12 protein-coding genes and 1 pseudogene are annotated in these 15093 nt (G+C 60.7%); 5 read left to right on the plus strand and 8 right to left on the minus strand.

Features of this window, described 5'->3' with window-relative positions:
- The coding region (locus VF436_RS08370) for a putative bifunctional diguanylate cyclase/phosphodiesterase (RefSeq protein WP_330903553.1) at window positions 1–1541 on the plus strand (1541 nt) is incomplete at its 5' end.
- 187 nt (window positions 1542–1728) lie between these two features.
- Here VF436_RS08370 and VF436_RS08375 read toward each other — a convergent pair.
- A complete protein-coding gene (locus tag VF436_RS08375; protein ID WP_330903554.1) occupies window positions 1729–2625 on the minus strand; it encodes an Hsp33 family molecular chaperone HslO in 897 nt (298 codons plus the stop codon).
- Between the two features lie 127 nt (window positions 2626–2752).
- Between VF436_RS08375 and mtgA the strand changes: the two genes are divergently transcribed.
- From mtgA to VF436_RS08390, 3 genes are all read left to right on the plus strand, one after another.
- Window positions 2753–3484, plus strand: coding sequence for a monofunctional biosynthetic peptidoglycan transglycosylase (gene mtgA, locus VF436_RS08380; protein ID WP_330903555.1), 732 nt, complete (start codon window positions 2753–2755; stop codon window positions 3482–3484).
- Window positions 3485–3541: 57 nt separating this feature from the next.
- Window positions 3542–4468 carry a glycosyltransferase family 2 protein gene (locus VF436_RS08385; RefSeq protein WP_330903556.1) on the plus strand — a complete coding sequence of 309 codons (927 nt, stop codon included), beginning with the start codon at window positions 3542–3544 and terminating at the stop codon, window positions 4466–4468.
- A gap of 127 nt (window positions 4469–4595) precedes the next feature.
- Window positions 4596–5024, plus strand: a complete 429-nt coding sequence (locus VF436_RS08390; RefSeq protein WP_330903557.1) for a CBS domain-containing protein — start codon at window positions 4596–4598, stop codon at window positions 5022–5024.
- A gap of 2 nt (window positions 5025–5026) precedes the next feature.
- Here the strand turns inward: VF436_RS08390 and VF436_RS08395 are convergent, their stop codons facing one another.
- Window positions 5027–6340 carry an NTP/NDP exchange transporter gene (locus VF436_RS08395; protein ID WP_330903558.1) on the minus strand — a complete coding sequence of 438 codons (1314 nt, stop codon included), beginning with the start codon at window positions 6338–6340 and terminating at the stop codon, window positions 5027–5029.
- Between the two features lie 290 nt (window positions 6341–6630).
- Here VF436_RS08395 and VF436_RS08400 point away from each other — a divergent pair, with 290 nt between their 5' ends.
- Window positions 6631–7929, plus strand: coding sequence for a serine hydrolase domain-containing protein (locus VF436_RS08400; RefSeq protein WP_330903559.1), 1299 nt, complete (start codon window positions 6631–6633; stop codon window positions 7927–7929).
- A 39-nt stretch (window positions 7930–7968) separates the two neighbouring features.
- On the opposite strand, the gene VF436_RS08405 is transcribed toward VF436_RS08400, so the two are convergent.
- The 6 genes and pseudogenes from VF436_RS08405 to cysD form a co-directional block, all read right to left on the minus strand.
- Window positions 7969–9015 carry an energy transducer TonB gene (locus VF436_RS08405; protein ID WP_330903560.1) on the minus strand — a complete coding sequence of 349 codons (1047 nt, stop codon included), beginning with the start codon at window positions 9013–9015 and terminating at the stop codon, window positions 7969–7971.
- A 632-nt stretch (window positions 9016–9647) separates the two neighbouring features.
- Window positions 9648–9923, minus strand: a pseudogene (gene metJ, locus VF436_RS21795) (met regulon transcriptional regulator MetJ); the annotation flags it as partial.
- 563 nt (window positions 9924–10486) lie between these two features.
- Entirely contained in the window at window positions 10487–10882 is a 396-nt protein-coding gene (gene gcvH, locus VF436_RS08415; RefSeq protein WP_330903561.1) for a glycine cleavage system protein GcvH, read from the minus strand.
- Window positions 10883–11070: 188 nt separating this feature from the next.
- Complete coding sequence (gcvT, locus tag VF436_RS08420; RefSeq protein ID WP_330903562.1) at window positions 11071–12171, minus strand: glycine cleavage system aminomethyltransferase GcvT; 1101 nt, start codon at window positions 12169–12171, stop codon at window positions 11071–11073.
- Between the two features lie 97 nt (window positions 12172–12268).
- Window positions 12269–14146, minus strand: coding sequence for a sulfate adenylyltransferase subunit CysN (gene cysN, locus VF436_RS08425; protein ID WP_330903563.1), 1878 nt, complete (start codon window positions 14144–14146; stop codon window positions 12269–12271).
- Entirely contained in the window at window positions 14146–15048 is a 903-nt protein-coding gene (gene cysD, locus VF436_RS08430) for a sulfate adenylyltransferase subunit CysD (RefSeq protein WP_330903564.1), read from the minus strand. The genes cysN and cysD overlap by 1 nt, the downstream gene beginning before the upstream one ends.
- Window positions 15049–15093 lie beyond the last annotated feature (45 nt).

Raw genomic sequence — 15093 nt, forward strand, 5'->3', positions numbered from 1 at the left:
TGGGGGTGCTTGCCGTACAGAGCTATTCGCCCGAACACACCTACGATGAGCGCGACCAGGAACTGCTGACGTTTGTCGGCTACCACGTGGCCAACGCACTGCAACGCAAGCACACGACCGAATCGCTTAAGCAGGCCTACGCCAGCCTCGAGCGCCGTGTCACCGAGCGCACGCGCGCATTGGCCCTGGCCAACCGTGACCTGCGCGAACAGATCGCCGAACGCGAACGCGTCGAGCGCCGTCTCAAGTATGAAACCCTGCATGACTCGCTGACCGGCCTGCCCAACCGCACCCTGCTGCTGCAACGCCTGGAGCAGGCCTTGCAGCGCTACCACGGCAATGCGCAGGAACTGTTCGCCGTGTTGTTCATCGACCTGGATCGCTTCAAGGTGATCAATGACTCGGTGGGTCACCTGGTAGGCGACGATCTGTTGTTCCAGGTCGGCGGGCGCATCCGTGCCTGCCTGAAAACACGCGACGTGGTCGCGCGCCTGGGCGGTGACGAATTCGCGGTGCTGGCCGAAGGCATCACTGATCTGCGCATGGCTTCGTTGATCGCCGAACGCATCATCGATGAATTGCAGGCACCGTTCCGCTTGGGCGCCAAGGAGATATTCACCTCCGCCTCCATCGGCATCGCCCTGCCTGGCCAGCACTACCAACGCCCTGAGGAACTGCTGCGCGATGCGGATGCGGCCATGTATCGCGCCAAGGACGAAGGCCGTCATCGCGCGGCCATCTTCGACGATCGCCTGCGCCGCGAAGCCTTGTCCCTACTGGAGATGGAGGGCGACTTGCGTCGCGGCCTTAGCCGTAACGAGTTCGTGCCGTTCTACCAGCCGATCGTGGCACTCGATACCGGCCGCACGGTCGGGTACGAGGCACTGCTGCGCTGGCGGCACCCCGAACGGGGGCTACTTACGCCTAGCGACTTCCTTGCCGTGGCCGAGGAAAGCGGTTGTTCGGAAAGTATCGACTGGCAGATCTTCGAGCAGGTGTTCGCGCAGATGCAAGCGCTGGTCGGCCAGGACGGCTTCGTCAGCATCAACGTCTCCGGCCGCCATTTCCGTTCGGCGGACCTGGACAAGCGCCTGCTTGATCAACTCGCCGCGCATCGGCTGACACCTCAATCGTTGCGTATCGAAGTCACCGAGCGCGCCCTCCTGGAAAACCCGACCCAGGTCAAACGCATGCTCGGCGACCTGCGCGAACAAGGTGTGGGCATCGCGCTGGACGACTTCGGCACCGGCTACTCATCGCTGAGCTACCTGCATCAATATCCCATAGATACGCTGAAGATCGATCGATCCTTCGTGACCGAGATCCAGCGTGAGGACAGCAACGGCCTGGCCGTGGTGCGCGCCATTCAGGTGCTGGCCGACTCCCTGCAAATGCAGGTAATTGCCGAAGGTATCGAGGAAGACCCCCAGCGCCAGGCATTGCAACGCGTTGGCTGCCGCTATGGGCAGGGATTCCTGTTCGCCACGCCGCGCCCGGCGGAGGTGTGGCTGGAAAGGGAGCGGCATTTTGCTTTGCCTTGAGAGCATTCGCTGAGAGGCCGCGCGTGCAGCGCCGTGACATCGGCGGCTGTGCCGCCTGTAAAGAGTAAAGAGGGACAGCAGGAGCAAGCATGCTGATTGTTGCTGGTGTTCTCTCTTTACTCTTTGCAACGCTGCAGGCGCGGCTTCTTAACGAGCAACGCGAGCGGCTTCTCTGCGCGGCAACAACTCATTGCTCAGTGGTCGGTGCTTCTGCGGTATGACCTGCGCTGAGCAAGTGCCCGGCATCAATGCGGTCGAAGACATAACGTTTTGCACAAAATTCGCAGATCACCTCGATTTCGCCATCACGTGCCTCCAGCGCGGCCTCCACTTCCTTGCGACCGAGGGAACGCAACATCGATTCCACGCGGTCGCGGGAGCAACTGCAGCCGAACGCCAGCGGACGCGGCTCGAACAGGCGCACCGATTCTTCGTGGTAGAGACGGTAAAGCAGGTCTTCGGGGGCCGTGTTGCGTAGCTCGTCCTGGCCCAGCGTAGCAGTCAGGTGCTCGACGCGATTCCAACCATCTTCATCGTCGGCCGCGTCGTGACCACCTTCGCTAGGCAGGCGCAGCAGCATCAGGCCGACCGCGCAGACACCATCGGCAGCGAGAACGATCCGGGCCGGCAACTGCTCCGATTGCTCGAAATAGCTTTCCAGCGAAGTGGACAGATCCGGACGACGCAAGTCGACCAATCCCTGGTATCGCCCCCGGTCGACGCTCCCGATGGTGATGGCCATCGTGGCGTCCTTGAGTTCGTTGATCGCCAGAGGTTCAGGCAAGGGAGCTTCCCAGCGCGCCAGGCCACGCAGACGGCCCCGATCGGTGCATTCGGTGAACAACAGGCGTAGCGCATCATTGCTCTTGAGTTCGATCGACAGCGCGCCATCAAACTTAATATTGCATGTCAGCAGCGCGCTCGCCGCCAGGCTTTGTCCCAGCAGGACACGCACCGCTGGCGGATATTCCGCGCGTGCGGCCACCTCGCGCCAGGAAGCGCCAAGGCGCACCATCACGCCACGCACGCCGGCTTTTTCAAGCAGGAAGGGATGCAGCACGTCTTCGACCAACACGGTTTCCACGTTTGGGCCTCATGAAACAGAAAAGGAGGGCCTGTCTCGGCCAGATCGGTGAATGTGGGGGCAAAACGCTTCCGACGCAACCTTGCCCCGACACTTCAGCAAGGCCCGATATACTGCGGGCAACGCCATGCTCGAGTCCGCAATGACTACCCGCCGTTCGCTGCTGCTGCGCCTGTTTAAATCCGCCGCCATCGTGCTGGTTTCCTGGCTGGCGCTCAGCTGGCTGATGGTGCTGGTGCTGCGCTTCGTCCCTCCGTGGACATCGGCTGTGATGATGGAGCGCCGCGTCAGCGCCCTGGTTCACGGCCAGCATGGTTTTGAAATCCACCAGCACTGGGTGCCCTGGAAAGAAGTTTCGCCTTACGTGCCCCTGGCCATGGTGGCCGGTGAGGACCAGAAATTTCCGTTCCATCATGGCTTCGACGTCGATGCGATCCAGGATGCCATTGATGCGGCCGACGAGGGCAAGCGCCTGCGCGGTGCCAGCACGATCAGCCAGCAGACGGCCAAGAATCTGTTTCTCTGGAATGGCCGCAGCTTCATCCGTAAAGGCCTGGAGGCGTACTTCACGGTACTGATCGAGATGACCTGGCCCAAACAACGCATCCTTGAGGTCTATATGAACATCGCCGAGCTGGGTGATGGTATCTACGGCGTCGGCGCTGCCAGCGACGCCTACTTCGGTATGCCCCCAGCCCGCCTCGGGCCGGCACAGGCTGCACGACTGGCCGCGGTGTTGCCTAATCCGCGCCGTTTCCATGCTGACCATCCCAGCGCCTATGTGCAGGGGCGAGCCAACTGGATCCAGCAGCAGATGAATCAGCTCGGCGGCCCTGGCTATTTGCAGGGCAAGCGCTGATCGGGGTCTCGCGCGCCATGCGTTAAGATGCCTGTGATCCATCCGCGTAACGAACCCATGCAGAAACTCGTCGTCGTCGTACCTGCCTACAACGAGGCGGCCGTCATCGGCGCCTTCCATGCCCGCCTGGCTGCGGCGCTCGCGCCGTTGTCGCTGGCCTGCTCGGTCCTTTACGTCGATGACGGAAGCGCCGACGACACTTGGTCGCTGATTACCGCGCTGGGCTCGCCTGGCCTGCCTGTGCGTGGAATCCGTCTCTCACGCAACTTCGGCAAAGAAGCAGCGCTCACCGCGGGGCTGGATCTGGCCGATGGCGAGGCGGTAGTGGTGATCGACGCCGATCTGCAAGACCCGCCGGAGTTGATCGGCCAACTGGTCGAGCAATGGCAGGCCGGGTATGACGTAGTTTATGCCACACGTACGGTGCGCGAAGGCGAAACGCGCTTCAAGCGATTTACTGCCGCCACGTTCTATCGTGGCATGGAAAAACTCTCCGATACGCCAATCCCGCGCGATACCGGTGACTTCCGCCTGCTCTCGCGCCGGGCACTGGACGCATTACGCCAACTACGCGAGCGCCAGCGATTCATGAAAGGCCTGTTTGCCTGGATCGGCTATCGACAAACGGCTGTGCATTACCATCGCGAGCCACGCCAGGCCGGCACCACCAAATGGAATTACTGGCGCTTGCTGCAACTGGCCATCGAAGGCATCACCTCTTTCTCCTCAGCACCCTTGCGGCTGGCGACCTGGGTCGGCCTCATGTCATCGGGCATGGCTTTCCTGTACGGCACGTGGGTGTTGGTCAAAGCCATCTGTTACGGCGACCCCGTCCGCGGCTATCCCACGCTGATGCTGGTGATCCTGTTCCTGGGCGGGGTGCAATTGCTTGCCCTGGGCGTCATCGGCGAATACCTGGGTCGCAACTACACGGAGAGCAAGCAGCGGCCGCTGTATTTCATTGATGAGGAGTTCCGCGGCTAGGAATACGGCGGACTTCGCCAAGCCGGAGCAATGGCAGGACTTCACGCCGACGCTACATTCGCGCCACACGCCAGCGCTAGACTGCCCATCACGCGGCCGGTCCGCGGCCGGAGAGAGAGCCCGAGACATGCGTCAGGTTAAACATCTTCTGGAGAGCAAGGGCAGCCAGTGCCATGCCATCGCACCCGAAGCCCCGGTGCTCGAAGCCATCAAGCACATGGCCGAACATCGAGTGGGTGCCCTGCTGGTCATGCGCGGCGACGTGCTGGTCGGCATCGTTTCCGAGCGTGACTATGCGCGCAAGGTGATCCTGCAGGGGCGCTCGTCGGCGCAGACGGCCGTATCGGAGATCATGAGCAGCCCTGTGCTGACGGTCGCACCGGATACCGACGTCTTTGACTGCATGCGCCTGTGCACCGATAGCCGCATCCGCCATCTGCCAGTGGTGGATGAGGAAACCGTGGTCGGGGTCATCTCGATCGGCGACCTGGTCAAGGAAGTCATCGGCGAGCAGGCCGAACAGATCGAACAGCTTCAGCGCTACATCGCCAGTTGAGCTCATAGCCTGGTCAGTGGGCGTCCAGGCAGGCCAGGCTGTTGCAAGGAGGCGTTATCGATCACCTCCGGGGTACGCCCCACCGCCCGCGCCACCAAGGCTGCCAGCACTGACAAACCAGCACCGATACCCGCCATGCCGCCGGCGGCCACACCCAGTGCCGTAAGTCCGGTGACACTACCGGTGACCAGTAGATCGCCCAAGCGCCAGATGGCCGTCTCGATGAAGTTCTTGCCCTTATACCGTGCCTCTCGCGGCACACGCGTATAAAGCGCATCGGAGGCGGGCTTGGTCATGCCGTAGGTAAAGCCCCGCGAACCGATCATCAGCACAGCCAGCAAGGGCATCCCTATACCTGGCAGTTCACCGGGACCCCAAATCACGATCGCGACCAACAGGACCAAGTTGACCAGCGATGTGATGACCAGTGCGGTAACAGGCCCACGCCGCAGTAGCACCCATGGAGTGATAGCCAATTGCAGGACCACACCTAGTAGGTTGGCGTAGAGATCTAGATCGTTATAGAACGAGGTCCGAGCGACTTTGTCGACCAGATGCGCCTTGCTGTAGTCAGCCACCAGTGCGTATGCGAATGTGCCGATGCCATCGCCCAGCAGCATAAGCACCGCCATATACATCAGGAACGGACGCGTAAATAGCTGCTGCACTCCCGCCCATAACGAACCACCCACAGGCTCGCCACCTTGACCGTGGGTAATCTTTTCTTGTTCGCTGGATAGAAAAAGCAGTAGCCCCAAGGCAATCGCAAGACCCGTGGCAGAGACCGCCAGCAAAGGAGCCACCCCAAGCATAGCGACCAGTGCCTTGGTTACCAATGGGCCGAAAATCGCTCCAGCCATGCCACCCAGCGCGATCAGCGGGAAGACTACGCGCGCCCGGTCTGCACTGAAGATATCCGCCATGAAGCTCCAGAAAAGCGACACTACGAACAGGTTGAAGACACTGACCCACACATAAAACACGATGCCCAGTTGACGGGCACCGATACGATCTTGCGCCACGAACACCGGTACAAATGCCAACAGGCAGGCTACGAAAAATGAATAACTCCAGCCAAGGAGGGCCTTGCGACGAAACCTGGCCACCAACGCGCCGAAGATCGGTGTGATGATCAGCATCACCGCCAAAGTCACCGCGTAGAACAGGGGCAGTAGTTTCGAACCGACCGCGCCGCTTAATTGATCGCGCACCGGCCGAATGATGTAGTACGACGTCATGACAAAAAAGAATGCCAGCGCGGATAGCCACGCGGCAGAATGGGATGACGCAGAGTCGGATCGGCGATGACTGCTCACGAGAGCGTATCCGGGGTGGGCCCCGGCAAGACTAACACGATGCGCGGATACTGCTGCTACGCAACATCAGGCCGCAAGAACCTTCAGGAGCCGGTCGCGGTCCATATCCTGGAACTGGCGCACGTGTGGGCACGACTGAACCGCAATGCCATAGCCGTGCAATCGACGCCGATTTTTCGTTGTAGCTCATGCGCAAGTGCACGACAATCCCGTGATCGACCATCACGCGTCGTGTCGTCCATCATTTCTTCCAAGGCGTATCCCCGCCGCCGAGACCTTTGTTGAGCAGCATGCCGTTTCGTACCCTTTTCCTGATGATGGCTGGTCTGACCAGCGTGGCCTGCACACCCGCGTTCGCCATGCAGGTCACCGGCAGTGCCGAGACCACAGCCGCCCATCCAGCAGCATTTTCCCGGGAGGAGCTTCCCCCCGCACGCGTCAAGGAGACGCTGACCTCCTACAAGGAATGGTTGAACAAGCTCGAACAGCGCAACGCCGTCGCCGGCCTCGCTACAGCCGTCGTGATCGACGACAAGGTCGTATTCGAGCAATCGATAGGCTACGCCGACGCGGCCACCAAAGAGCCGGTGACGCCTGACACCGTGTTCCGCCTGGCCTCCTTGTCCAAGGCATTCGCTACCGCCGTCACTGGGGTGCTGGTCGATGATGGCAAGCTGAGCTGGGACACAAAGCTCGCCGACGTGCTGCCTTTCTTCAAGCTCAAGGACGCCCAGGCTTCCAGCCAAGCCTCGGTGCGCGACATCCTTGGCCAGCGTCTTGGCCTGCCACGCAACACCTACGACAACATGCTGGAAGGCAACATTTCCTATGAGGAACTGGTGCGAAGGTTGGACGAAGTAGACATGGCCTGCGGCGTGGGGCAGTGCTACGGGTACCAGAACGTGGCCTTCAGCCTCATCGGCGACGTGCTGTATGCGCAGACCGGTGAGTTCTTCTATCGCCTGGTCGATAAGAACATCTTCCTGCCACTAGGCATGAAGACCGCCAGCTACGGCCGTGACGCGCTGGAATCGAGCAAAAGCTGGGCCCGGCCGCACCGTGCTGCCGGCAAGGGCAGCTGGATACCGTTCGAACCCAAGGAAACCTATTACCGCGTGGCACCGGCCGCTGGCGTCAACGCCAGCCTGCACGACATGGAGCAGTGGCTGATCGCGCAGATGGGCGGCCGCCCGGAAGTATTGCCGCAGCCCCTGCTCGATACGCTGCATGCTCCCGGCGTGGACACTCCGGTGGAAATGCACTCCACGCCCTGGCGCCGCGCCCGCATCACCGACGCGCATTACGCGTTGGGCTGGCGCGTATTCAAGTATGGCGACGAAACCTTGATCTTCCATGCTGGCGCCGTCGAAGGCTACCGCACGATGATCGGCTTCTTCCCCAAGTACCACGCCGGCGTGGTTACTCTGTGGAATTCGGCTGGCGCGATGCCATCGGGCCTGATGCCCATGGTCCTGGACAGCCTCCTGGGCCTGCCCCATGTGGATTGGGCCGACGTGGAAAGCAACGCCCCTGCCGCTGCCGCCGCGCCCGTGAAGAAGGGCAAGGCCAAGAGGAAGAAAAAGCGGTGAGGCCGGCTGCGCAGCAGCCGGCCTCAGAGCTCGCCCCACTCAATTAAGCTTGAACTCGATGCGCTGCTGCCTTTCCGAAGCCACCGGGGTGCCGCCCTGGGTGGCCGGCTCATACTTCCAGTGACTGACCGCATCCATCGCGGCACGATCAAATACATGGCGCGGCTGCGCATCGACCACTTTGACGTTGGCGACACTGCCATCCGGCGAAATGGTGAAGCTCACTTCCACCCAGCCTTCCTGTGCCGAGCGCATGGCTGCCGTCGGGTAGCGAGGCTGCCCCCCCTTGACCAGCACCGGACCGTGCGTACCCGCACCGCCGGCAGCGCTTCCTCCCGTTGGCGCAGTGGCAGACTGCTGGGCCATCGCCTGCTGCCGAGCCGACTCGGCCTGCTGCTGCGCGGCCCGTGCCTGTGCGGCCTTCTGCTGTTCGGCGGCGAGCGCGGTCTTCTGTTGCTCAGCCGCCAGGCGATCGGCCTCGATCTTGTCGCTGGCGGCCTTCTGCGCCGCCAATTGCTGCTGGCGCTCCTTGTCGGTGGCCTGCTGCTGCTCACGATCCTGCAGCTTGCGCTGTGCGTCGAGCTTGGAGCGAAGAATGGTCAGTGTGTAATTGGCAGGATCGGCCTTGGCAAGCAGGTCAATCTGTCGCTGGGCTTCGTTGAAATCACGCTGATTGATCGCCTGTTCGGCCGAATTGGCACCAAACGGGAACGTCTCGCGCAAGGCATCGGCGGCCACCTGGTTGCCCGGCTGCTTTTCCAGCACCTTAAGGTAGAACTCGAAGGCGTTGTTGCCGGCCGGCGCAAGCATGCGCTGGTCGTTCATCGCCTTGCGCGCCTCAGAAAGCAGTTCGTTGAGGCTCATGGCCCCGACATTTGCCGGCGTGGGCGCCGCAGTCTTGCCGGCGGTGACTGGCGTGGACGGGTGGCCACCTGAATCGGACAGGGCCATGTCCTCGTGCGGCTTGAAGATAAGCAACCATGCACCTGCGGCGATCAGTCCGATCACGCCCACAATGGCGATGGCGACGGGGCGAATAGCCCCTCGCGCGTAGCGACGCGCATGAAGTGTGTTTCGGGTATCCATGGTGTCTCTCGCTGAGTCATGCCAGATACCCGCGCTTTTTCCCCCTGTGGATCCAGGAGCGGCAGCCTCCCCAGGCGACCGCGGCGCGGATGATGCAAAGGTACCCTTAAAGGGACAACTCGGCAATTCGTCGGCCCCATCACAGCATGCGCGTGGGATTTCGCGCTAGCTCGTGTGGTGCGGCTTGAGGATCCGTGCCACTGAGGACGGCGTGGTCCAAAGGCCGGAAACGAAGCGTCCCGACCGGAGCCGGGACGAATCGCTTTCGAAGATTCTCCCTGCGCTGGGCACCGCAGGGAGAGCAAGTCGAGACTTATATCGTTGTTGTATTACTTGGCGGCCTTGGCGGCCTTCGGAGCCTTGGCAGCTTTCGGTGCCTTGGCGGCGCGAGTGGCCTTGACCACCTTGGCAGCAGCAGCCTTCTTCACGGTGCGCTTGGCGGCAGCCTTCTTGGCAACCTTCTTGGTGGCGACCTTCTTCACCGTTGCCTTCTTGGCGGCGGCCGGACGCTTGGCAGCGGCCTTCTTCGCGGTCTTGCGAACAGTCTTCTTGGCGGCAGCCTTCTTGGCGGCCGGCTTGCGGGCGACCGGACGCTTGGCAGTAGCCTTCTTCGCGGCGGTCTTCTTGGTGGCTTTCTTTACGGCTTTCTTGGTGGCTTTCTTGGCAGTGGCCATGGTTCGTCTCAGCTCCTCATCAGTTGGCAGTGGTTGCCCAGTAAAAGCATGCAGGAACGCCTCAACCAGCAGATCGCTGTTCGTGGCGTGCCTCAAATTGTTGACCTGGCGGCGGGTGCGTTCATCGGATAACAACCTCAGTACATGCCGCGGAATCGATACCGTGATCTTGCGTACTGCTCCGGCTTTCTCTCCGTGGTCTACATAAGGCTTGATGAATTTCGATGACGTCATAACACCCGGTCCCCGTGGTCTGAAGCGAAAGCTATTCCTGAAAATTTCTACTGTCAATTGATTTTAGCTGTGAAATCAGTGCGTTTCATCCACCCAGTGATGTCACTAAAAGCGCTGTCGCAACTGACTTTTCCGACGTGCACGGGCTTCGCATTTGGACGTCCATCTGCGTCGAACGCATTATCTACAGACAAACCGAAATGCATAAAACACCCTAAAAACGCTACTTTTGTAGAAAATCGGACCCTACAGCCACCTTACATTGGTCAAGGCGCTCAAGAGGGCCGAACGGTACCTGAGGCACGCATCTGGCACCCCATTTTGGATGAACGAAACGCGACTGACTGAGCAGATTTTTTTGCAATGTCCTTCCCGGGAAGTCCCAAGCCCCCGGCAATGGGATGAATCAGCGGACAGATCGCTCGCCACGACCCCGAGTCCGATATCGAACATCCGGCGACGATCGATCAGGAGAAGCTCGACATGGGAATCATTCGTCGCAAAAAAACGACAGCCGCCCATGAGCGGCCGTCGTTTCATTACCTCGCCAGGAGGTGCCTTTTTCAGTGCTCGTCGTTCTCGACCACTTCGGCGTACTCATCGGCCGAAAGCAGCTCGTCGAGTTCGCCACGGTCGCTGATGCGCACAGCGAAGATCCAGCCCTTGCCGAACGCATCATCGTTGATGGTCTCAGGGCTGTCGCTGAGCTCCTCGTTGATCTCGACGACTTCGCCGGACACCGGCGAATAGATATCCGAGGCCGCCTTGACCGATTCCACGACGGCCGCACCTTCGCCAGCCTTCACGCTCTGGCCGATTTCCGGCAGTTCGACGTAGACCAGGTCACCCAGTTGACCCTGGGCATGGTCAGAGATACCCACACGCACGATGCCATCGTCTTCGACGCGGGCCCATTCGTGGGACTTCAGAAATTTCAGATCGCCTGGGATCTCGCTCATGTTGGCTCCTGGTAAGCGCTGTGGGTGACCGGACGCGGATGCTGGCGCCGATTGTACTGAGTGCCGATGCGCGGCGACACCGTGTCGCGATGCATCGGCAGGGGTAACGAGAACTTGCCGGACTTCCGGCCAGGCCGCCGAAAGGGTCAACGCAAGACCGCAGCCCGGCACGACCTCTTCAGACAGATTCAGATGCCCGGTTGCGGCTGGCCATCGCGCACGAATGGATACTTGACGATGCGCACCGGTACTTCACGGCCGCGGATATCCACCCGCACTTGGCCAGCGTCACCCGTGGGAATGCGCGCAAACGCCACCGCCTTGTTGAGCGTAGGGGCAAAGCTGCCGGAGAGGATCTCGCCCTCGCCGTTCGCCGTCAGCACCCTTTGCCCGTGACGCAACACGCCCTTGTCGTCCAGTACCAGGCCCACCATGACGCGCTTGACCCCTTCGAGCTTCTGCTTTTCCAGCGCGGCCCGGCCGATGAAATCGCGCCCCTCGTCCAGCACGATGGTCCAGCCGAGGTTGGCTTCCCACGGAGAGACGTCCTCATCCATGTCCTGGCCATACAGGTTCATGCCCGCCTCCAGGCGCAACGTGTCGCGTGCACCGAGGCCTGCCGGCCGCACACCAGCCTCAGCCAATGCCTGCCACAACGCCACGGCGTGCTCGTTGGGCACGATGATCTCGAAGCCGTCCTCGCCGGTGTAACCGGTGCGCGCAATGAACAATGGCATGCCATCGGGACCTTGCCCTGCCGCGGCGGCGAACTTGCCCAGCTTCTCGATGCGCGACCGGTCACCCTCATGCAGCAGGGCCAGCACCTTGGCACGTGCCTGCGGCCCCTGCACGGCGATCATCGAGAAGTCGGGGCGCTCCTTCACGTTCACGCCGTAGGCGGCGGCCTGCTGTTCGATCCATGCCAGGTCCTTGGCACGGGTCGCCGCATTCACGACCAGGCGAAAATGCGCCTCGTCGAAGAAATAAACGATCAGGTCGTCGATCACCCCGCCGTGCTCGTTGAGCATGCATGTGTACAAGGCCTTGCCCTGCACCTTGAGCTTGTCCACGCTATTGGCCAACAGGTGGCGCAGGAAGTCGCGCGTGCGCTCGCCATGCAAGTCGATCACCGTCATATGGGACACGTCGAACATGCCGGCATCCTGGCGCACGGCGTGGTGCTCCTCGATCTGCGAGCCATAGTTGATCGGCATATCCCAGCCGCCGAAGTCGACCATGCGCGCACCGAGCGCACGATGGGTTTCGTTGAGGATGGTCTTCTCGGTCATGGCGCGCGATCCTGGGGAAAGTCGCCAATTATCACCGCCTTCCGGCAACCAATCCAAGCCTTGGCGCAGCGGAGTTTGTACTGCGCTGCGCCAAGCATCAAGGCGACGAAAGCTCCCCGACCAGGTGTTGGACCACCTCTTCAGCCAGTTGCTCGGCCTTGCGGCCATCGGCGCGCAGATGGATCTCGGCGCGCTCAGGGGCTTCATAGGGTGAGTCGATGCCCGTGAAATTACGGATCTCACCCGCCCTGGCCTTGCGGTAGAGCCCCTTGGGATCGCGCTGTTCGCATTCGGCCAGCGGCGTATCGACGAACACCTCGACGAATTCGCCATCGTCGAACAGTTCGCGCGCAAATTGACGCTCGGCCGCAAACGGCGAGATCACGCATACCAGTACGATCAACCCCGCATCCACCATCAGATGCGAAACCTCGGCGACGCGGCGAACGTTCTCCACGCGTGCCTCGGCGGTGAAACCCAGATCCTTGTTCAGGCCGTGACGCAGGTTGTCTCCATCGAGCACATACGTGTGGTAACCCAGGGCATGCAGGCGGCGCTCGACCAGGTTGGCCACCGTCGATTTTCCCGCACCGGACAAGCCGGTAAACCAGAGGCATCGGGCCTGCTGTCCTTTGCTCGCACCACGAATTTTCTTATCTATATCAAGGTGCTGCCAATGCACATTGCTCGAGCGCCTGAGAGCAAAATCGAGCATGCCGCACGCTACGGTTGCATGCGTCTGACGGTCGATAAGAATGAATCCGCCCAGTGTCCGGCTTTGCCTGTATGGTTCGAACGCAATGCTGCGATCGAGATCAATATTGCAATAACCCACCTCGTTCAAATCCAGACGGCGAGCCGCCAGATGCGCCTGCGTATTGACGTCCACCTTGTGCTTGATCGCCGTGATTCGCGCGTTGACCGTCCGGGTCCCCATTTTCAACCAGTAAGTACGGTTGGGTAGCAATGCTTCGCCACTCATCCACAAGACATGCGCGGCAAACTGGTCGGCAACCTCGGCCGGCCTGCCTGCAGAAGAAATAATATCCCCTCGACTGGCATCGACTTCTGTATCGAAAACCAGCGTCACCGCCTGCCCTTCCACAGCCTGATGAAGATCGCCGTCTGCGGTGACGATGCGCTGGACGCGGGCACCCTGCATGGCAGGTTGAATGACGACTTCGTCGCCAACCCTCACACGCCCTCCACACAAAGTGCCGGCGTATCCGCGAAAACTCGCGTCCGGTCGATTGACCCATTGCACAGGCATGCGGAAATCGGAGGACTGAGCGGTGTCAACAACCAGGCTTTCCAGCGTCTCCAGCAGCGCCGGGCCGCTGTACCAGGGCATCCTTGCGGAACGTTGTCCGACGTTATCTCCAAGCAAAGCCGCAACCGGCAGGCAATGAATGCCATGGATACCCAGTTGCGTCGCCAGCGCCCGGTATTCGGTCACGATGGCGGCATAGATGTCCTGGCGATAGTCGACCAGATCCATCTTGTTCACCGCCAGAACAACATGCTTGATGCCCATCAACGCACATATATATGTATGGCGCCTGGTTTGAGTCAGCAAGCCCTGGCGAGCATCCACCAAGACAACGGCCACATCAGCCTGCGAGGCTCCGGTTGCCATGTTCCGGGTGTACTGCTCGTGCCCAGGACAGTCAGCGACAATGAAACTGCGTCGCCCAGTCTGGAAGTAACGGTAGGCCACATCGATCGTAATGCCTTGCTCACGCTCAGCGTCGAGACCGTCGGTGAGCAACGAAAAGTCCAGCAAGTCCTCATCCGCATCGACATGCAGGCGCCGGCTATCGCGCTTCAACGCCGCGATCTGATCGTCTGGCACCATACCTGCATCGTACAGGAGGCGACCCAGCAGAGTGCTTTTGCCGTCATCGACACTGCCACAGGTGATAAATCGCAAGAGATCGGTCGATGCCTGGACATCGGAAGCCTGCAGGATATCCATCAGAAGTACCCTTCCTGCTTCTTGCGCTCCATCGACGCATTAAGATCGTTATCGATGATCCGACCCTGACGCTCGGAACTGCGCGAGGCGCTCATTTCATCGATGATCTTATCCAGCGTATCGGCGTCAGACTCGATCGCACCAGTCAGGGGATAGCAGCCCAGGGTACGAAAGCGTACCTCCCGGGTAGTGATCGACTCGCCTTCGCGTAATGTGAAACGATCATCGTCAACCATGATCAACGCACCGTCACGCTCCACGACAGGTCGGGGCCGTGCAAAATACAACGGCACCACTGGAATTTCCTCCCGCCGGATGTAATTCCACACATCGAGCTCCGTCCAATTGGACAGGGGAAATACGCGCACGCTTTCTCCCTTGTTGATTTGAGCATTGAACAGATTCCAAAGCTCCGGCCGCTGATTTTTCGGATCCCAGTGATGCTGTGCGTTACGAAATGAGAACACCCGCTCCTTGGCCCGGGATTTCTCTTCGTCACGCCTGGCGCCGCCAACAGCGGCATCGAACCGATATTTGTCCAATGCCTGCTTGAGCGCCACGGTCTTCATGACATCCGTATGCACCGCCGATCCATGGGTTAGCGGCGAAATACCCTGTCGCACTCCTTCTTCGTTGATGTGTACCAAAATCTTCACGTCGCCCTGGGCGGCAACCTGCTCGCGAAACTCGATCATTTCGCGGAACTTCCAGGTAGTGTCGACGTGCAGCAATGGCATAGGGGGTCTTGCCGGATAAAACGCCTTGCGCAGCAAATGCAACAGCACCGATGAGTCTTTGCCGATGGAATAGAGCATTACTGGCCGCTGGAAGCTGGCGGCAGTCTCGCGGAAAATATGGATGCTTTCGGCTTCGAGCGCATCCAGGCGGGAAATCATGGACATAACGGAGGATTCACTGAGCGGAGGGTGTCCGAATGCGGAACGTCA

Source organism: Dyella sp. (assembly GCF_036384435.1).
Lineage (GTDB): Bacteria > Pseudomonadota > Gammaproteobacteria > Xanthomonadales > Rhodanobacteraceae > GSA-30.

What these genes read in the sequence shown, in the direction of transcription:
- gcvT (WP_330903562.1), bottom strand. Translation starts at nt 12,171, where the DNA reads ATGACCGAGAAGACCATCCTCAACGAAACCCATCGTGCGCTCGGTGCG.
- mtgA (WP_330903555.1), top strand. Translation starts at nt 2,753, where the DNA reads ATGCTCGAGTCCGCAATGACTACCCGCCGTTCGCTGCTGCTGCGCCTG.
- gcvH (WP_330903561.1), bottom strand. Translation starts at nt 10,882, where the DNA reads ATGAGCGAGATCCCAGGCGATCTGAAATTTCTGAAGTCCCACGAATGG.
- cysN (WP_330903563.1), bottom strand. Translation starts at nt 14,146, where the DNA reads ATGGATATCCTGCAGGCTTCCGATGTCCAGGCATCGACCGATCTCTTG.
- VF436_RS08400 (WP_330903559.1), top strand. Translation starts at nt 6,631, where the DNA reads ATGCCGTTTCGTACCCTTTTCCTGATGATGGCTGGTCTGACCAGCGTG.
- cysD (WP_330903564.1), bottom strand. Translation starts at nt 15,048, where the DNA reads ATGTCCATGATTTCCCGCCTGGATGCGCTCGAAGCCGAAAGCATCCAT.
- VF436_RS08390 (WP_330903557.1), top strand. Translation starts at nt 4,596, where the DNA reads ATGCGTCAGGTTAAACATCTTCTGGAGAGCAAGGGCAGCCAGTGCCAT.
- VF436_RS08385 (WP_330903556.1), top strand. Translation starts at nt 3,542, where the DNA reads ATGCAGAAACTCGTCGTCGTCGTACCTGCCTACAACGAGGCGGCCGTC.
- VF436_RS08405 (WP_330903560.1), bottom strand. Translation starts at nt 9,015, where the DNA reads ATGGATACCCGAAACACACTTCATGCGCGTCGCTACGCGCGAGGGGCT.